This window comes from Bradyrhizobium sp. CCH5-F6, from assembly GCF_001556045.1.
GTDB lineage: Bacteria > Pseudomonadota > Alphaproteobacteria > Rhizobiales > Xanthobacteraceae > Bradyrhizobium.
In genome coordinates this window covers 42,198-59,540 of record NZ_LSIC01000053.1, presented here as the reverse complement: position 1 = coordinate 59,540, position 17,343 = coordinate 42,198, and the positions used below count along the sequence as shown (strand labels likewise).

The following is a 17,343-nucleotide window of genomic DNA, read 5'->3' as shown; positions in this document are numbered from 1 at the left end:
GTCCCGCCTGCGCGGCCGAAGCCGCTTCGGCGCGGCGAAGGCCCGGGCATCCACGTGGTTCGGTGCGGACGCTTAGGCGTGGATGGCCGGGACAAGCCCGGCCATGACGTCAATCATCGAGCCGGAACCTGCGCCCGCGCATTGCGGACGCGCTGGGCGAGCTTGCGGGGCGGCGCGGTGCCGAACATCGGCTGCGGATTGCCGTTCGGCTCCAGCCACATCTCGCCCATATTGCCTTGGCCCATGTTGCTCTGGCCCATATTGGCGACCTGCACGGCCTCCTGCCGCTGGCGCTTTGCAGCGTAGTAATAGCCGCCCGCAAAATAACGCACGGCTCGGGCATGATCGCCGTTGGCGGCCCGATAGGCGCCGGCGAGATATTTGACCGCATAGGTGAGGTTGGTGTTGGGATCGCGCAGGCCGGCGGCGTCGCCGGTGTAGCCGACCCCGCGGGCGGTCGCGAGCTTGATCTGCATCAGCCCGATGGTGCCGCCACGGCCGACGAGGTGCGGCTGGTAGCGGCTCTCGCGCATGATGACGCGATGCACCAGCGCCTCCGGCACGCCATTGGCGCGGGCATGAGCCGCGACCATCTCGGCATATTCGGCTTCGCCTGCGAATGCGGCTTGCGGCAACGTCAATCCGGCCGCGAGCAGCGCGGCAACGCGTAAAATTTTCATCAGTTAATCCCGACTTGCCTGCGCCCGGCTGCTGTTAGGCAACCCGAACGCGGCGATGATGTGACCAAACGCCGCCGTTAACGTTGTTGCGGTGCCGTGCCGCCGTTATGACTCAAAGCTGGCGCAATTGGGCTGCCGGCGCGGACGAGGCCCGCTCGCGACAGCACGCCTGTCTATTCGCGCCGGCTCGCGAAAGCGAGCATGCAAGCGCTGCAAATCGGGAGAGGTGCCATGACAAAAGCCGGCCTGGTCACTGCACACACCGGCGACATTCCCAGACATAACCCTTGCGCCCAGTGCGGCACGCCGATCGCGCGGCCCGACTGGATCGAGCCGGGCAAGGGGCGCGTCTCCTACCTCTGGACCTGCCGCGCCTGCAATTATCGCTTCGAGGCGGTGGCGATCTTCGGGCCTGAGGCCATCGAGCACCCGCCGCTCGCGGCCTGATGGAAGGCGCAGGTCGCGATCCCTTCACCGCTCCCCGCCGGGAGAGGTGAAGCAAGGGCCTACGCCGCCAGCCGCGGCGCCTGACACAACGGCAATTGCATCCGCACGATCAGCCCGTGCGGCTTGCGGTCGTGCAGCGACAGCTCGCCGCCATGGGCGAGCGCAATCGCGCGCGCGATCGACAGGCCGAGCCCGAAGCCGGTGGATTCGTCCATGGTGCGCGCGTCGTCGCCGCGCACGAACGGCTCCAGCATCTCCTGCTTGCGCGCATCCGAAATGCCGGGGCCGTCGTCCTCGACGTCGATGACGAACGCGGTGTCCGAGACGTCGAGGCGGATCGTCACCTCGGCGCCGAAGCGCACCGCGTTCTCGACGAGGTTGGTGACGCCGCGGTGCAGATCGTCGGGCCGCGCGGCGGCGGTCGCTGACGCCGGCCCCTGGTAATGCACGACATGGCCCATGTCGCCGAACTGGTCGGCGACGAGCTGGAGCGTGCTGGCGATGTCCACCAGCGTCACCGCCTCGACCTTGCGGTCGTCGCGCAAGAGCGACAGCACCGATTCCAGCATCGAGCGCATCTGGTCGAGATCGATCAGCATGCGCTTGCGGGTGCCCTCGTCCTCGATGAACTCGGCACGCAGGCGCAGCCGCGTGATCGGCGTGCGCAGATCGTGGCTGATCGCGGCCAGCATCCGCGTGCGATCCGACATCAGCCGCGCGATCCGCTCGTGCATGCGGTTGAGCGCGCGCGCGACCGAGCGGATCTCCTCCGGGCCGCGCTCGGGCAGGGGCTCGGAGGCGTCGAGACTGAAATTCTCGGCCGCCCTCGCGAAGGACGACAGCGGCGCGGCGAGCGCATAGGCGGCCCAGAGGCCAAGCGTGGTGACGCAGATCAGCACGAACAGCAGCGTGATCATCCATGGCCCGCCCCAGAAGCGCGGCGGATGCGGCGGCTGTTCGACCCGGCCGGCGATCGTGGTGCCGTCGGGCAGCCTGACCGCGACCCGATGCGCACCGTCCTGCGAGGCGAGCGGGAGCACCTCGTACTGCTCGCCGAGATGGCGGCGCACGTCGCGCACGTGCTGGTCCTCGCCGTGGGCGAGGAGAGCCGCCGCTTGCGGCGCGAGGAGCTCGATCCCGGCGTTCGGAAATGCGCGCGCGATATCGGCGAGAATGCGGGGCCGCTCGCCCGCATCGGCGGCGCCGAGCAGCAGGGCTGCGTCGGCGAGCTGATGTGCGCTGTCGGGCGGCCGATCGCCGCGGTCGGGCCGGCCGAACAGGAAGGTGACGGTGAGGATCAGGTGCAGCGCCAGAATCGACGCCACCACGAGCGCGGCGATCTGCCCGCCGATGCTCTTGAGATGGAAGAAGCGGAACGGCGTCATGACGGCCGGTCCCTCAGCTGCTCAGGGGCGCAGCGACCGCTTCGTTGCCGGCAACTTCGGTTCTCGGCGTGAACAGATAGCCGCCGGAGCGCACCGTCTTGATGAGGGTGGGATCGGCCGGGTTGGGCTCGATCTTGCGGCGGATGCGGCTGACCAGCACGTCGATGGAGCGCTCGAACGAGCCGGTGTTGCGCCCCTGCGTGAGGTCGAGCAGGCTGTCGCGCGACAGCACGCGACCGGGCCGTTCGCAGAACGTGCGCAAGAGATCGAACTCGGCGCTGGTCACCGCGACGCGCGCGCCTTCGGGATTGCGCAATTCGCGCAGGCGCAGGTCGATGCGCCAGCCTTCGAAGGCGAGCGCGGAGGCGCCCTCGATCGAGCTCGCTGCCCGCGCGGCCGCCTGGCGGCGCAGCACCGCGTTGATGCGCGCGAGCAGCTCGCGCGGGTTGAACGGCTTGGGCAGATAGTCGTCCGCGCCCATCTCCAGGCCGACGATGCGATCGACGTCCTCGCCGCGCGCGGTCAGCATGATGATCGGCGTCTGCGATTCCGCGCGCACCTTGCGGCACAGGCTGAGGCCGTCCTCGCCCGGCAGCATGACGTCGAGAATGATGAGGTCGATGCGGTGATCGGACATGGCGCGAGACATCTCGCGGCCGTCGCTCACGGCGGTGACGTTGCAGGCGTTGTTGCGCAGGTACTTCGCAATCAACGTCCGGGTCTCGCGGTCGTCCTCGACGACCAGGATGTTGGGACTGGGAATGGCCATGCGCTTTGTTTGTCCAAGATTCGGGCCAAATGGCGGAGATTTTTGTTTCGGATTGTTTCTATCCGGCTGCGCGCAACAGGCGGCAATCGACGCGCGTCGGAGCGGCAAGGTCTCGTTAAGGCCGTTAACCATACCGTGGCGTGGTCCGCGACGAAACCCCGCAACGACCACGGAGCCATCATGACCTCGATTTCGGCGGCCTCCGCCGGCAGCTACCAGTCGCCGCTGCAGCGACTACAGCAGGAATTGCAATCGCAAGTCTCCGCCGGCACGATCTCGTCGTCGGACGAGACCGCACTCTCGACGGCGTTGACCGACATCGACACGGCGCTTCAGCAGAGCCGCGGGAGCGACCGGTCGAGCGGCACGCGTCCCTCCAAGGAGGACATGCAGTCGAAGATCGACGACCTCATCTCGAACGAAGTGTCGAACGGGACGCTGACCTCCGACCAGGCCGAGGAGCTGAAAAGCGTGTTTCAGTCCGCCTTCGCGAGCGGTCCCGGCGGCGCGGGTGGACCCGGTGGAGCAGGCGGCCCGCCGCCCGGACCGCCGCCGGACGACAGCTCGTCGGATACGTCGTCGACGACGGACTCGACCAGCAGCACGTCGACCGATGCGACGACCGCGGAGATCCTCCAGCAGTTTCTTCAAGCGTTGCAACAGTCGCAATCGTCGGCATCGTCCTACGGTGCCAATGGCAGCTCGTCCGGCAATTCGAATTTCTCCGCGCTGCTGATCGACTACGAGAGCTGACCTGAGCGACGCCAGGTCGGTGCGGTCCTCGCCGCGGTCGTGCTTCACCCAGGGCGCATGATCGTCGGCGAGGAACCGTGCATCGCGAAAGGTTCCTGGGTGACGCAGGAACAATCCTCTCGATTCCATCTTCTCGCGCATTGCGCGACGAAATTGCGGCGCGCACGGAACTGCGCGTGGTCAGCGCTGTTCTCTCCGCACGAGTTTCTTTTGAAGGAGAGGACAAAATGATGAAGTCGATCGTCGCCGGCCTTGCCGGCACAGCCCTGCTTGCGACCGCCGCGTTTGCGCAATCGCCGACCGCCACCACCGACAAGGCGCCGACCGCGGCCACCGCCACGACGGTGTCCACGACCGCATCCGGCCAGTGGCGTACCTCGAAGATGGACGGCCTGAAGGTCTACAACGAGGCCAATGAGAACATCGGCACGATCAATGATCTCCTGATGGACAAGAGCGGCGCCATCAAGATCGCCGTGATCGGCGTCGGCGGCTTCCTCGGCGTGGGCGAGCATCTGGTCGCCGTGCCCTATGAGAAGCTGAAGTTCGTCAACGAGGCCGTCGCCTACACGGGCGCCAAGCCGGGCGCGACCACCACCACGACCACCACGGGCGCTGCAACCGGCACGGACAAGCCCGCTGCGACCACGACGTCGTCCACGTCGAAATGGTATCCGGACCACGCCGTGTTCAACGCCAGCAAGGACGAGCTGAAGAACATGCCCGAGTTCAAGTACGCAGAGTAACTCGGCTAGCGGAATTGTCTAAACGAAGCGCGCCCGGCTTTCCCCGGGCGCGCTTTCGTGTCTTTGTCGCCCGCGATTGCGGTGCGCTACATCCCTGACAGCTTCGTCACATATACATTCAGCGAGCCGCCGGCTTCCGCGACGACACGCAGCGTCTTGGAATCGAAAGCGATGTCGGCGAGGGTCAGGCTGTCGATCCTGGCCTCGACCCTGAGGCCGTCCTCGCTCTTCTGGTAGTCGGCGATTGCGGCCGCGATCTTCTCGCGGGCGTTCGCAGCGATCGGCTTGAGATCGAGCGTCGCCTTCTGCAACAGCGCCTGCTGCATCTGCGGTACCGCCGCGCGCGCGGCTGCGCCCAGCAGACCGAAGGCCGCCTCGGATTCCACCGCGAGCTCGATGTCAGCGAGCCGCAGCGTCTGCCGCGCCTGGTCGAGCACCGGCCGGCCCCAGATGTGCACCGTCGCCTCGGCGCCGAGGCCGAACCAGCTCTTCTTCTCCTTGGCGCGCACCAGAAGCGAGATCAGCAGCCGGTCACCCGAGGGGACCACATTAGCACTCTTGACGGTGACGTCGACCGGACCGGAGCCGTCCTCGGGGTAGGTGCGGCCGACCATCTGCGCGGCGATCAGCTTGTTGATCTCGGTGAAGGGCACGTCGATCGGCACGCCGATGTTCACGCCGGTGCCGGTCGGCGGTACGATCGAGATCTTGTCGGGGAAAGGACAGTCCGGCTTGGTCGAGGTCGAGGTCACGCGTGTCTCGGCTTCGAGGCCGAGCAGCAGCGTTACGGCCTGTGCATCGACGCGTGGCTGTGCCGCGATCGCGCGGACCGGCTTCATCTCGAGCCAGAGCGGCGGCAGCGCGGCCGAGGAGCCCGTGCCTTGCAGCGGAATCGAGCGACACGCCTTGGCCCATTGCACCCTGGCATTGTCCCGCAGCGAAGGATCGTTGCGGATCCGTTCGGAGACCGCGTTGATCTGCTCGCCGACGGTCTTGTCGATCAGCGGCTTCACCTGCGCCGGCACGTTGACCTTGGCGCCGGCGACGTTGAGGTTGGTGTCGCCGAGATTGACCTGGGCGCCGAGATTGGGCTCCAGGTGCCAGGCGGCCGCAAGCTTCGGGCGCGAGGTGACGATCACGTTGCCCTTGATCTCGGCGCTCGCGTTCAGGTTCTTGATGTTGACCGCTCCGATCCGTTTTGCCGCGTCCCCCCCGAGCACGCTGCCGAGCGCATCGCCAAGCGCGCCCGTGGCTTTCGACGACAGCGAGCCCGTCACGTTCAGCCTGCCGCTGAGCGGCGTCGAGATCGTCAGGACGTCCTTGTCGCCGGCAGCCGCCATCGGCCCGCGCACGGCGGACCAGCCGATATCGGCGTTCTCCAGGATCTGCGAGATCGGGTTGTCGGCCTTCCCTGCGAAATTGCGCGGCGCGGCTTTCTCGGCCTGCTCGCGGATCGCCGACAGCGCGATCGCGACCGGTGCAACGACGATGGAGCTCTTCGACGCCGGCGGCAGCGGCGGCAATTGTGTGACCGGCGGCGCCGAGTTCGGCGCGCGCGGCGACAGGAGGTCCATCGCCTTCAGGCTGATGAAGAACGACGCCGCGAGCACCGCGACCCCGATCAGAACCGTCTTCAGATTCAACGTAAGTCGCATCAATCCCCCAAGCCGCCCCGGCAAGGATTTTACAGGGCGGGCGAGGAGGGCGCTAGAGCGCACCGGTGGGGTGGAATTGGGGCGAACAGGTTAACGACTGCGAGCGCGGCGTTACCCCGTGTTCAATGCATCGCGACGAGGCTAGCCGCGCCGAGGACGGCGGACCGCTCTCACATTGCCGCGCGTGCCGCCGCCGCAGAAGAAGCGGTCGCCGCCGTCGGATTCCAGCCCCGACACCACCGTCCCGGCGGGCAGGTCGAGCTGCTCCAGCACCTTGCCCGTATCAGGGGCGATCCGCCGCAAATCGCTCTCTTCGTTCTCCCAGGTGCCATGCCAGAGCTCGCCGTCGACCCAGGTCACGCCGGTCACGAAGCGCTTGCTCTCGATGGTGCGGAGAACCTTTCCCGTTTCGGGATCGACCTGATGGATCTTGCGCTCGCGATATTGTCCGACCCAGAGCGAGCCCTCGGCCCAGGCAAGGCCGGAATCGCCGCCGCCGCCGGGTGCCGGAATGGTGCTGAGCACCTTGCCCGAAGCGGCATCGATCTTCTGGATGCGGTCCTCCGCGATCTGGAACAGGTGCCGGCCGTCGAACGCCGTTCCCGCATGCGCGGCCACGTCGATGGAGCGCGCGATCCTGCCGCTGGCCGGATCGACGGCGTTCAACTTGTCGCCGGATGCGAACCAGACATGCTCGCCGTCATAGGTGACGCCATGCACCGTCTCGACGCCCGCGAAAGGTCCGTACTCCCTGATGATCTCGGCGGCTGAACGCTTCATGTGCTTGGTCCCTTTGATGTGACGTCACCTTACGTCTTCGGGAGCGGCGGCGGGAGTAACAAGCCTGTCGGGAAACCCGGAACGGGCGGGGTCATCCAGCGCCGCGCGCGGCCGTGTCCGAACGACTGCACCTTGTTCGATCGCGCCAGCTCGTCGAGCGCGCGCTGCACGGTGCGCGCACTCGTTCCCAGTGCCAGCGCCAGCGCCGAGCTCGACCACGGCTCACCGTCCGAGAGAAGGGCTAGGACGGAGGCGTGCTTTTCCTCGACGGGCCGCGCCAGCACCACGACCTCTCGCGTCTTGCGCGGCACCAGCGCAAAACCCTGCTTCGTCGCGCTGACATCCGCCAGAGGCTTCAGCTTGGCGCGCAGCCGCCCGATCTCGACCCGCAGCCGTGCGCGATGCGAATCATCGACGTGTCTGGCGCCAAACGCTGCGGCCATCAGCGTCTCCCGGGACACATCCGCGGGCCATGCCTGCGCCAGGGGGCGGGCGAGCGCGAACAGCACCGGCCGCGTTCCGAGCGAAACGACCACGCCTCCCTTGCGAACGGTGTGATGGAACGCGTCGACGACGAGCGCCGTGGATGCCGCCAGTGCTTCGACCTGTCCGAGCAGCAGCGGATGCTCCCTGCCGCGCGCGATCAGGCGCGCTGCCGGGGTGTCGAGCACGAGACTGGCGCTTTCGACCTCCGCCGCCAGCGCAGGAATGCCGGCGAGGCGCGCTGCACGTGCGGCTCGGTCGAGGGCTGCGCGCGCGTGCTTCGTTTTCAGCCGCCTGATGGCGATGCCGGCGCTGACGAGCTCGCGGACGGCTTGCGATGCCGGCGGGAGTGGGGAGGTGATGAGGCCGGCCAGCGTCCGCTCGGCTTCGTCGAGACGTCCGAGGAGGAGAAGACGGCGCGCCTCGATGTGACCTGCATGGGCGGCATTGGCGAGATCGCCGTGGCGTTCGAGCGTCGCGCGTGCCGCCGCGAGCGTCTTCGGCGGCCAGTTCAAATCGCGCGAGACGAGCGCGATCTCGGCCTCGGCCACCACGCATCTCGCGCGTGCGACCGCTTCCCGTGGACCGAAGCCACGTACGGCGCTGCGCAGCAGAGCTTTCGCTTTCGCGAGATCGCCGAGCTGCGCCATCGCGATGCCGCGTAGCGCCAGCGACGGCGCATCGTTGCGCAGCGCAACACGATTCAGCGCGCCGAGCGGATCACCGGCCTCGAGCGCGCGCGCAGCGGCGGTGATCAGCGACTCCATGTCAATCCCGCCACACTTGTTACTCCCGCCGCGCAACCGCCAGATGCCAGAAATCGTTGACGGCCGACGATGTGCGGTGAGGGGCGGGCGGTTCCGCGTCCGTCAGAGCGCGGCGCGGAATGACGGCCGAAGCAAGAGATTTGGAGGGCCATCATGACATCAGTTCAAAACGCCGGGACGAACGGACAGCCCCCCATGCAGACGCCGCCGGTGGTGTCGCCGCAGGACTGGGAGGCCGCCCGCCTGCAGCTGCTCGTGAAGGAGAAAGCCCATACCCGTGCCCGCGACGCCCTGGCCGCCGAGCGGCGGCGCATGCCGTGGATGGCGGTGGACAAAACCTATGCGTTCGAGGGCCCCGGCGGCAAGCTCAGTCTGGTCGACCTGTTCCAGGGCCGGCGGCAGCTGATCGTCTACCGCGCATTCTTCGAGCCGGGCGTGTTCGGCTGGCCCGATCATGCCTGCCGGGGCTGCTCGATGGTCGCCGACCAGGTCGCCCATGTCGCGCACCTCAATGCCCGCGATACCACGCTCGTGTTCGCCTCGCGCGCGCCGCAGGCGGACATCATCAGGCTGAAGCAGCGCATGGGTTGGACCATGCCATGGGTCACCATCACCGACAGCTTCGATGCCGATTTCGGCGTGGACGAATGGCACGGGACCAACGTGTTCTTCCGCGACGGGACGCGCATCTTCCGCACCTATTTCGTCAAGAGCCGCGGCGACGAGCAGATGGGCGGCACCTGGAACTATCTCGACATCACGCCGCTCGGCCGGCAGGAGGTGTGGGAGGATTCGCCGGGGGGCTATCCGCAGACGCCGACCTACAAATGGTGGAACTGGCACGACAGCTACACCGAAGGCGCCGCGCCCGACAAGAAATGGGTCGAGATCTCGGACGCCGGCGAGAAGGCCTTTCGCGAGGAGGCGGCGGGGGAGCGGACATGATTGGTCCGGTCGGAGCGGTCCGCAGGCTCGACGGCGTCGCGGCCGCGCGCCGCCTCGCCGGATGGCTTGCTCTGGCCGCCACGCCGACCTTTGCGATCATGGCCGTGTTGACGGCCATGATCGGCGGTGGTCCAGCGGACATGCTCTGCGGCGCCGGGCAGGGCTTTCTGCTCGGGGGGATGGTGCCGATGTATCTTTTGATGAGTGCGTTTCATGCCGCCGCGTGGCTGAGGCTGATTGCGGAGCGGCGGGCTGCGGTCTGTCGGTAAGACGCCAGCCCCCTCACCGTGTCGTGTCACCTCTGTCGAAGAACAAGGCCATCAGGGTCTCATCGTAGTATCTGTCGCCCAATTTCAGTGCCCTGATTTCGCGGCCGTACTCGACGAATCCGGCAGCCTTGTAGAGCTGCAAGGCCGCCTCGTTCTCGCTGACGACGGCGAGGTGAAGCTGCTCGACGCGTTGTGCGGCGTGCGCCACGACTGCGTCGATGAGCAGCCTTCCCATGCCCGACTTCCGCGCCTGTGGCCGCACGTACATGCCCCAGAGCACGGCCTTGTGCGCGGTCTTCGCACTGTCCTCCCGCCAGAAGCCGGCGGTACCCGCCAGCTCGTCTGCGATGAAAGCGCCGAACACGTCCGACATCGCGAGCCGCTCCTCGAACCAGGACAGCGGCTTGTCCTGCTCGCGTTCGTACGTGCTGGCAAATGCCTCGGGATTGGTCGCGAGCGCTTCTAGCCGGACGGAGCGGTAGATTGCGGCGTCGGCGGGTGTCAGCAATCGGATCATGGCGATGCCAGGTGCGCCAGTGGCAGGGGCGCGCCCGCCTTGAGCGTTTGGAGTGCGATGCTGCTGCGGACCTCCCTCACAATGGGCAGGTTGAGCAGCTTGTCGACGAGGAAGCGCTGGTAGTCCTCGAGCTCGGGTACCACGATTTCGAGCAGATAGTCGGCTTCGCCGGAGACGAGATGGCAGGCAACGACCTCGGGCATGTCCACGACAGTCCGCTCGAAGCTCAGCGCCTGCTCGTTGGCATGGCCATTGATCTTGACGCCGAGGAAGGCGGAGAAGCCGAGCCCGAGGCGGCTGCGCCGCAAGGAGGCGCGGTAACCGTCGATATAACCGTCCCGCCGCAGGCAGGGCGATGGCGACAAGCCGACCCGGTCGGCAAGCTCGATATTGCTCAATCGCGCATTGGCTTGGAGTTCGGTGACGATGCGCCGGTCGATCGCATCCAGCTCGCATTTTGGCATGAACCGCATCCCGTTGGATCAAGAAGGGCGCAATGTTGCGCCGGAGCCGTCGAGACTAGCCTAGTTCGCAAGGACATGCCTCGGCTTTCCATGGGATGGATTGCTCCGACCCCGCCGCTGATGGAGTGAACCATGACCGAACGTCAAACCCTTGCGCCCCTGCTCGAGGCTGTCGAGCGTTACTTCACGCTGATGTACGACAACGACGTTTCGCAGTTCGACCGAGTCTTTGCGCCGACGGCGCAGCTCCACGGAATTCGCGACGCCGAATTGCGGCTATTGCCGGTTCGCGACTACAGGGCGCTGCTGGCATCGACCCCGTCGCCCAAATCCAAGGACGCCCCGCGCCTTCGGGAGATATTGCTGATCGACATGGCCTCGCCGGCGCAGGCGCTGGTGAAGGTTCGCGTTCGTATCGATCTGCTTCAGTACGTCGACTACCTCGCGTACCATCGCATCGATGACGCCTGGCTGATCACGGCGAAATCATTCCAGGTCGAGCGACGATACGAGCCGACGGATGCGTAGGGCTGCGGGGCGTCCTATTGGCTGCCCGCCGCCTGCAGATACGCAACCACCTTGGCCGCTTCTTCTGCCGAAACGCCGCCGTAAGGCTGCATCTTGTGGCCCGACACGACCTCATCAGGCTTGATCATGAAGCGGGTGAGCTTGTCCTGATCCCAGACGAAGCCGGCTTCCTTCATCGACGACGAGTAGGTGTAGTTCGGCAGCGAGCCGGCTTTGCGTCCGACGATCTTGTTGAGATTCGGACCGAGACGATTGTCGCCCTCTTTCATGGAGTGACAGGTGCGGCAGGAATTGTTGAAGGCCTGATGAGCAGCTTCATCGCTCGCCGGCTGCTGTGCGAGCGCGGAGGGAGCGGACAAGAGCAGCGTCAGCGCTCCGGCGCCGATGATCGTGCGCAACCGCGAACTTGCCGGGAATTGCAGGTGGGGTTGCATCTGCGCCCTCCATCGTGGATCGCACCGCAGCAGCGCGCGTCGGCACGTGGAGGACAAACGGATACGGCCCCGGCGGGTTCCGGGGCCGTTCGCGTCACAATGTCCTGTCGCTTTACCGCGTCGCAGCGCCGAGATCGGCCCTGCGCTCGGTCATCGGCAGCACGATCACCTTGGTGCCGACGTTGACGCGGGAATAGAGGTCGGTGACGTCCTCGTTGGTCATGCGGATGCAGCCGGAGGAGACGCGTTTGCCGATGGTGTCAGGCGCGTTGGTGCCGTGGATGCGGTAGATGGTGCCGCCGAGGTACATGGCGCGTGCGCCCAGCGGATTGCCGGGGCCGCCGGCCATGTGACGCGGCAGATAGGGCTGGCGGGCGATCATTTCCGGCGGCGGGGTCCAGGCCGGCCACTCGGCCTTGCGGCTGACCGACTGGATGCCGGACCAGGTGAAGCCTTCGCGGCCGACGCCGATGCCGTAACGAAGCGCCTGGCCGTTGCCGAGCACGTAATAGAGATAGGTGTTGGGCGTATCGATGATGATGGTGCCGGGCGCTTCGCGCGTCGCGTAGGAAACAGTCTGGCGGCGGAACCGGGCCGGCAACTTGACCGAATCCTGATCCTCGGACGGCGCGGCCTGGTAGGGCGCCGGCTGATACGGCTGATAGGGCTCGAACGGCTGCGGCGCGGCCATCGGCGGCAGCGGCTGGAAGAACGGGAAGATCTGCACCGGCGCGGCGTTGGCTGCACCTGCGAACGCGATTGCGGAGATCGTCACTGCACCGAACGCAGCGGCGCGCGAATAGGCCTTGAAGGTGTCCAGATTGAACATTGATCGCCCCTGTTTGCTCGGTGTTAATCACCGCGGCACCGTTTCGGTGCTCCGTTGCGTAGATCACTAACGGCAAAACGTTTCGGGACATTTGCGCGGAAAACCGAAAACGGTTTCATGGCGGCAAGAATTGTTTCATGACAGTTTCGTGGCTGCGCGAGCCCCTTCGCGAACAAAACAGCCCGCCGACACTTCTGTGACGTCACACGCCTGAAATATCCTTCGTTGATGGTCGATGCCTGAGAATCATCAAACTCTCGGGATTTTCCCATGCGGGTATTAATCGCGACTGACGCCTGGCATCCGCAGGTCAACGGCGTGGTGCGGACGCTGACCTCGCTGGCACATGCGGCCAAGGCCCTCGACGTCGAGATCGACTTCCTCACCCCGGAGGGCTTTCGGTCCTGGCCGCTGCCGACCTATCCCGGCCTGCGCTTCGCGCTGCCGTCGGCGAAGGAGATCGCGCGGCGGATCGAGAAGGCGGCGCCGGACGCGCTGCACATCGCGACCGAGGGGCCGATCGGCTGGGCCGCGCGGGCCTATTGCCGCCGCAACCGGCTCGCCTTCACCACCTCCTACACGACGCGCTTTCCGGAATATGTCTCGGTGCGGACCGGCATCCCCGCGAGCGTCGGCTATGCCGTGCTGCGCCACTTCCACGACGCGGCCGCGATGACCATGGTGGCGACGCCGTCGCTGCGGCAGGAGCTGTCCGAGCGCGGCTTCAAACGGCTCGGCTTCTGGACGCGCGGGGTCGACACCGAACTCTTCCACCCCGATTCTCCGGCCAGGCTCGATCTGCCGCGGCCGATCTTCATGACCATGGGCCGCGTTGCGGTGGAGAAGAATCTCGAAGCCTTCCTCTCGCTCGACCTGCCCGGCACCAAGGTCGTCGTCGGCGACGGCCCGCAGAAGGCGGCGCTCGAGAGGAAATATCCCGACGCGGTCTTTCTCGGCGAGAAGAAGGGCGCGGATCTGACCGCGCATCTGGCCGCCGCCGACGTCTTCGTGTTTCCCAGCCTGACCGACACCTTTGGCGTGGTGCAGCTCGAGGCGCTCGCCTGCGGCACGCCGGTTGCGGCGTTTCCGGTGACGGGCCCGAAGGACGTCATCGCCGATCACCCGATCGGCGCGATCGACCACGATCTGCGCGCCGCGTGCCTGCGTGCGCTCACCATGTCGCGCGAGACCTGCCGCAATTTCGCGCTGGAACGCTCCTGGGAAAACAGCGCGCGCCAGTTCGTCGGCAATCTCACCTCACTTCAGCCCAGCCGCGCCTTGCGTGCCTCGCCTCGCATGGCGCGGCGGCCGGTACGCGGCTGATCGACCCTTTGACCCACAGCGAGAACCTCATCGATGGCTAAGATCATGAACCTTGACGGCACGCAGCAACTCGACCTCACCCGCGGCACGGTCGAGCAGGCCTATGATCGCTGGGCGCCGGTCTACGACCTCGTGTTCGGCGGCGTGTTCGCCAAGGGGCGGCAGGCCGCGATTACGGCCACCAACAAGATCGGCGGCCGTGTGCTCGAGGTCGGCGTCGGCACCGGCATCTCGCTGCCGCTCTATGCCCCGAACCTGCGCATCTTCGGCACCGACATCTCGGAAGCGATGTTGGACAAGGCGCGCCGCCGGGTGAAGGAGCAGAAGCTGAAGAACGTCGAGGGCCTCGCGGTGATGGACGCCGAGAAGCTCGAATTTCCCGACAATTCCTTCGACGTCGTGATGGCGCAGTATGTCGTCACCGCCGTGCCCAATCCGGAAAAGGCGCTCGACGAATTCGCCCGCGTGCTGCGCCCGGGGGGCGAGCTGATCATCCTCACCCGCGTCTCCGCCGACACCGGCATGCGCCGCTTCATCGAACAGAAGCTTCAGCCCGTGGTGCGTCCGCTCGGCTTCCGCACCGCCGAGTTCGCCTGGTCGCGCTATGCGAAGTGGCTCGCCGGCGCGAACGGCATCGAGCTCGCCGAGCGCCGCCTGATTCCGCCGCTCGGTCACTTCTCGCTGGTGCGCTTCCGCAAGGTCGATGTCGCCAAGGCGGCGTAACTGCTGCTCCTCATGGTGAAGCGATAGAGCGTAACTCGTGCGTCATCGCGCCGCTGCGCATCGTCACATGACACAATGATGTTGTCACACGGCCTACATCGAATCCCTGTAATCCCGTACCCGAAAGCATTTTGGGGGAGAGCATGATCAAGAATTATCTCGAGCAGCTGCGGATCCAGCGCTGGGACGACCATCGCTACTATCACCACAGCCGCATCAATCAGAGCCTGCACTTCGTCAGCGCGCTGAGCTTCCTCTTCGCCTATGTCTGGCTGTTCATCGACCCCGTGGTCTCCGCGCTGGTCGGCTGGCTGGTCTCGATGACCACGCGCCAGGCTGGCCACTTCTTCTTCGAGCCGCACGATTACGATCACATCAACCATGCGACGCACGAGTACAAGGAAGAGATCAAGGTCGGCTACAACCTGCAGCGCAAGGTGGTGCTGATGGCGATCTGGGCGCTCTCGCCCCTGGTGCTGGTCGCAGATCCCACGTTGTTCGGCCTGTTCACGCCCTGGGCGAACGCGACCGACTTCATGCGTCAGGTGGCGAAGATCTGGCTCGTGGTCGGCGGCGGCGGTCTTCTGTTCCGCACCGTGCACCTGTTCTTCATCCGCGACGTCGAGACCGGCCTCGTCTGGATGACCAAGATCCTGACCGATCCGTTCCACGACCTGATGCTCTATCGCAAGGCCCCGCTCGCGCTGATGCGCGGCGAGCTGATGGACCCCGGCCTGCACCTCAACCCCGAGCACACGCTGGGCCTGATCGGCGAACCCACGCTCGAAGAGCAGCACGCCTGAGCGCGCCGCTCGCACGATACACTCCGATGTCTGAAGGTTGCGTCATGCCCGGGCTCGTCCCGGGCATCCACGTCTTGGGGGCTTCTTCGCCTTTCCCCGTGTGCGGTCAAACAATCGCACATGGTGCACACAATTCAGCGGCATCGGCAGTGGGCTCCCTCTCCCGCTTGCGGGGGAGGGCTGGGGTGGGGGTGTCTCCGCGTCGGGATTGCAGCAGACCACTGAGGATGTCCCCGAGCGGTGAGAGCCCTCACCCGCCGCGCGCGGGACGATGCTTTCGCATCGCCCGGGGCGCGTCGGCCTCTCCCGCAAGCGGGAGAGGCCGAGCAAGCCCAAGCAGTGTGGCCTCAACGCCCGAAGCGCTTGGCGACCATTTCCTTGAGGATCTGCCGCTTGATGTTCTTGTTGGTGAGCACGCCGTCGTGCCACCAGAAGCCGTCGGCCTTCATCTTCCCGGCGGCGCGGACGAACCGTTCGGCGATCTCGGTGAAGTCGGCGTCGGTGTAGTTGAGGCTGAAGATCAGCCGGCCGGTGCCGACCCAGCTCAAGGCGAGGCCCTCGGCCCGCAGGTAATATTGCAGCATCCAGTTGTAGCGGGACGGCGTGGTGTATTTCACCGTCCAGATCGAGGAGAAATTGGCGAACCTCACCGGCAGCTCGGCATCGCTCATCATCCGGTTGAGCTTTTCGACTCGGCCGTTCCAGGTCTCCTCGAGGCCGTCATAGACCGCGCGGAAGTTCGGGCTGGCGAGGCGGCTCAGGAACTCGTCCATCGCCGTCATGACGTAGGGGTGCGAGTTGAAGGTGCCGCGGGCAAAGCAGATGTCGGCGGGCCGGTCGTCGCGGAAGCGGCGCATCAATTCGCGTCTGCCGCACACCACGCCGACCGGCAGGCCGCCGGCAAGGCTCTTGCCGTAGGTCACCATGTCGGCGCGCACGCCGAAATATTCCTGGGCGCCGCCGGCGGCGAGGCGGAAGCCGACGAACACCTCGTCGAAGATCAGAACGATGCCGCGCTCGGTGCAGACCTCGCGGAGCTTCTTGAGCCACTCGGTGTAGGCCGCGCGGTCGAAATTGCCGCCGCGCGAGGAATCGACCAGCGAGGAATCGCCGGGCGCGTTGGCGTTCGGATGCAGGCCCTGGAGCGGATTGACCAGCACGCAGGCGATGTCGCGGCGCGTACGCAACACGTGCAGCGTCTTCTCCGACATCTCGGCGAGGGTGTAGGTCTCGTGCGCAGGGATCGGATTGCCGACGCCGGGCTGCACGTCGCCCCACCAGCCGTGATAGGCGCCGGCGAAGCGAACGAGATGCGTTCGTTTGGTGTGATAGCGCGCCAGCCGGACCGCCTGCATCACGGCTTCGGTGCCGGACATGTGGAAGGAGACTTCGTCGAGGCCCGAGATCCGGCACAGCCGCGCCACGTTGTCGAGGATGACGGGATGGTAGGGGCCGAGCACGGGACCCAGCGCATGCGCCCGCTTCTCGGCGCCTTCGATGCACTCCTTGTAGAAGTCGTTGCCGAAGATGTTGACTCCGTAGGAGCCGGTGAGGTCGTAGAAGGTGTTGCCGTCGACGTCGGTGACGGTGACGCCGCGCGAGGACTCCATGAAGGTCGAGGTGCCCAGGTGCTCGCGCACGAGACGCGAGAACTGGAACGGCACGCGGTAGCTCTCGGTGAAGTTCAGGTCGGAGATCTTTTCCGCCGCCTCCTTCGTCATCGCGCGACCCTTCGGATAGCGCTCGGCATAGAGGCGGGCGAGGCGGAAGAATCCGTCCTTGCGTTGCGCGGTGATGTTCGCCGGCGCGCCGTCGCAGGAGAAGTAATCGTCTTCGCCGAACTCGTAGAACGGCAGCAGCCGCGCCACCCGGCGCGACATCTTGGAGTGCCCGGCGAGCGACCGGTGCTTGGCGCGGGACAGTGCGATGCGCGCCTTCAGCTTCGGGAAGACGGCGGCAGCGGACGCTGCGGCGGCCACGGACATCGAGAGAATCGGGAGTGTCGTTTCCATGACAACAAGCGCTAACCCTGCGAGCTGACAG

Annotated in this window: 20 protein-coding genes; 9 read left to right on the top strand and 11 right to left on the bottom strand. The window is 66.2% G+C overall.

Features of this window, described 5'->3' with window-relative positions; genetic code table 11:
- Nucleotides 1–113 precede the first annotated feature (113 nt).
- Entirely contained in the window at nt 114–680 is a 567-nt protein-coding gene (locus AX729_RS09410; protein WP_061022255.1) for a lytic transglycosylase domain-containing protein, read from the bottom strand.
- A gap of 231 nt (nt 681–911) precedes the next feature.
- On the opposite strand from AX729_RS09410, the gene AX729_RS09405 reads away from it, so the two are divergent.
- The gene (locus AX729_RS09405) at nt 912–1,127 is read left to right on the top strand and encodes a hypothetical protein (RefSeq protein WP_061022253.1); all 216 of its coding nucleotides are present in this window, start codon (nt 912–914) and stop codon (nt 1,125–1,127) included.
- Nucleotides 1,128–1,186: 59 nt separating this feature from the next.
- Here AX729_RS09405 and AX729_RS09400 read toward each other — a convergent pair whose 3' ends face one another.
- Nucleotides 1,187–2,512 carry an ATP-binding protein gene (locus AX729_RS09400; RefSeq protein ID WP_061022252.1) on the bottom strand — a complete coding sequence of 442 codons (1,326 nt, stop codon included), beginning with the start codon at nt 2,510–2,512 and terminating at the stop codon, nt 1,187–1,189.
- A gap of 13 nt (nt 2,513–2,525) precedes the next feature.
- Nucleotides 2,526–3,281, bottom strand: a complete 756-nt coding sequence (locus AX729_RS09395; RefSeq protein WP_061022250.1) for a response regulator — start codon at nt 3,279–3,281, stop codon at nt 2,526–2,528.
- Between the two features lie 180 nt (nt 3,282–3,461).
- On the opposite strand from AX729_RS09395, the gene AX729_RS09390 reads away from it, so the two are divergent.
- Both AX729_RS09390 and AX729_RS09385 read left to right on the top strand, forming a co-directional pair.
- A complete protein-coding gene (locus tag AX729_RS09390; RefSeq protein ID WP_061022248.1) occupies nt 3,462–4,034 on the top strand; it encodes a hypothetical protein in 573 nt (190 codons plus the stop codon).
- A 227-nt stretch (nt 4,035–4,261) separates the two neighbouring features.
- Complete coding sequence (locus AX729_RS09385) at nt 4,262–4,780, top strand: PRC-barrel domain-containing protein (protein WP_061022246.1); 519 nt, start codon at nt 4,262–4,264, stop codon at nt 4,778–4,780.
- An 86-nt stretch (nt 4,781–4,866) separates the two neighbouring features.
- On the opposite strand, the gene AX729_RS09380 is transcribed toward AX729_RS09385, so the two are convergent.
- The 3 genes from AX729_RS09380 to AX729_RS09370 all read right to left on the bottom strand — a co-directional run bounded on the left by AX729_RS09380 (nt 4,867) and on the right by AX729_RS09370 (nt 8,465).
- Nucleotides 4,867–6,435 carry a DUF4403 family protein gene (locus AX729_RS09380; RefSeq protein WP_061022244.1) on the bottom strand — a complete coding sequence of 523 codons (1,569 nt, stop codon included), beginning with the start codon at nt 6,433–6,435 and terminating at the stop codon, nt 4,867–4,869.
- Nucleotides 6,436–6,576: 141 nt separating this feature from the next.
- Entirely contained in the window at nt 6,577–7,215 is a 639-nt protein-coding gene (locus AX729_RS09375; protein ID WP_061022242.1) for a Vgb family protein, read from the bottom strand.
- A gap of 29 nt (nt 7,216–7,244) precedes the next feature.
- Nucleotides 7,245–8,465, bottom strand: a complete 1,221-nt coding sequence (locus AX729_RS09370; RefSeq protein ID WP_061022241.1) for a response regulator transcription factor — start codon at nt 8,463–8,465, stop codon at nt 7,245–7,247.
- A 153-nt stretch (nt 8,466–8,618) separates the two neighbouring features.
- Between AX729_RS09370 and AX729_RS09365 the strand changes: the two genes are divergently transcribed.
- Together AX729_RS09365 and AX729_RS09360 are read left to right on the top strand one after the other, a co-directional pair.
- On the top strand, nt 8,619–9,410 hold the full coding sequence (locus AX729_RS09365) for a DUF899 domain-containing protein (protein ID WP_197433562.1): 792 nt from the start codon (nt 8,619–8,621) through the stop codon (nt 9,408–9,410).
- On the top strand, nt 9,407–9,679 hold the full coding sequence (locus AX729_RS09360) for a hypothetical protein (protein WP_061022237.1): 273 nt from the start codon (nt 9,407–9,409) through the stop codon (nt 9,677–9,679). The genes AX729_RS09365 and AX729_RS09360 overlap by 4 nt, the downstream gene beginning before the upstream one ends.
- Nucleotides 9,680–9,692: 13 nt before the next feature.
- On the opposite strand, the gene AX729_RS09355 is transcribed toward AX729_RS09360, so the two are convergent.
- Together AX729_RS09355 and AX729_RS09350 are read right to left on the bottom strand one after the other, a co-directional pair.
- On the bottom strand, nt 9,693–10,196 hold the full coding sequence (locus AX729_RS09355) for a GNAT family N-acetyltransferase (RefSeq protein WP_061022235.1): 504 nt from the start codon (nt 10,194–10,196) through the stop codon (nt 9,693–9,695).
- A complete protein-coding gene (locus tag AX729_RS09350; protein ID WP_061022267.1) occupies nt 10,193–10,660 on the bottom strand; it encodes an Lrp/AsnC family transcriptional regulator in 468 nt (155 codons plus the stop codon). Before AX729_RS09350 ends, AX729_RS09355 begins: the two co-directional genes overlap by 4 nt.
- Nucleotides 10,661–10,792: 132 nt before the next feature.
- On the opposite strand from AX729_RS09350, the gene AX729_RS09345 reads away from it, so the two are divergent.
- Complete coding sequence (locus AX729_RS09345) at nt 10,793–11,188, top strand: nuclear transport factor 2 family protein (protein WP_061022233.1); 396 nt, start codon at nt 10,793–10,795, stop codon at nt 11,186–11,188.
- 14 nt (nt 11,189–11,202) lie between these two features.
- Here the strand turns inward: AX729_RS09345 and AX729_RS09340 are convergent, their stop codons facing one another.
- Nucleotides 11,203–11,622: a c-type cytochrome gene (locus AX729_RS09340; RefSeq protein WP_061022231.1), complete on the bottom strand. Its 420-nt coding sequence runs from the start codon at nt 11,620–11,622 to the stop codon at nt 11,203–11,205.
- Nucleotides 11,623–11,734: 112 nt separating this feature from the next.
- Nucleotides 11,735–12,451: a L,D-transpeptidase gene (locus AX729_RS09335; RefSeq protein ID WP_061022229.1), complete on the bottom strand. Its 717-nt coding sequence runs from the start codon at nt 12,449–12,451 to the stop codon at nt 11,735–11,737.
- 270 nt (nt 12,452–12,721) lie between these two features.
- Between AX729_RS09335 and AX729_RS09330 the strand changes: the two genes are divergently transcribed.
- The 3 genes from AX729_RS09330 to AX729_RS09320 all read left to right on the top strand — a co-directional run bounded on the left by AX729_RS09330 (nt 12,722) and on the right by AX729_RS09320 (nt 15,300).
- On the top strand, nt 12,722–13,774 hold the full coding sequence (locus AX729_RS09330; RefSeq protein WP_061022227.1) for a glycosyltransferase family 4 protein: 1,053 nt from the start codon (nt 12,722–12,724) through the stop codon (nt 13,772–13,774).
- A gap of 33 nt (nt 13,775–13,807) precedes the next feature.
- Nucleotides 13,808–14,497 carry a class I SAM-dependent methyltransferase gene (locus AX729_RS09325; protein WP_061022224.1) on the top strand — a complete coding sequence of 230 codons (690 nt, stop codon included), beginning with the start codon at nt 13,808–13,810 and terminating at the stop codon, nt 14,495–14,497.
- Nucleotides 14,498–14,640: 143 nt separating this feature from the next.
- On the top strand, nt 14,641–15,300 hold the full coding sequence (locus tag AX729_RS09320; RefSeq protein WP_061022221.1) for a hypothetical protein: 660 nt from the start codon (nt 14,641–14,643) through the stop codon (nt 15,298–15,300).
- Between the two features lie 347 nt (nt 15,301–15,647).
- Here the strand turns inward: AX729_RS09320 and AX729_RS09315 are convergent, their stop codons facing one another.
- Nucleotides 15,648–17,312: an aminotransferase class III-fold pyridoxal phosphate-dependent enzyme gene (locus AX729_RS09315; protein ID WP_061022219.1), complete on the bottom strand. Its 1,665-nt coding sequence runs from the start codon at nt 17,310–17,312 to the stop codon at nt 15,648–15,650.
- Between the last annotated feature and the right edge of the window lie 31 nt (nt 17,313–17,343).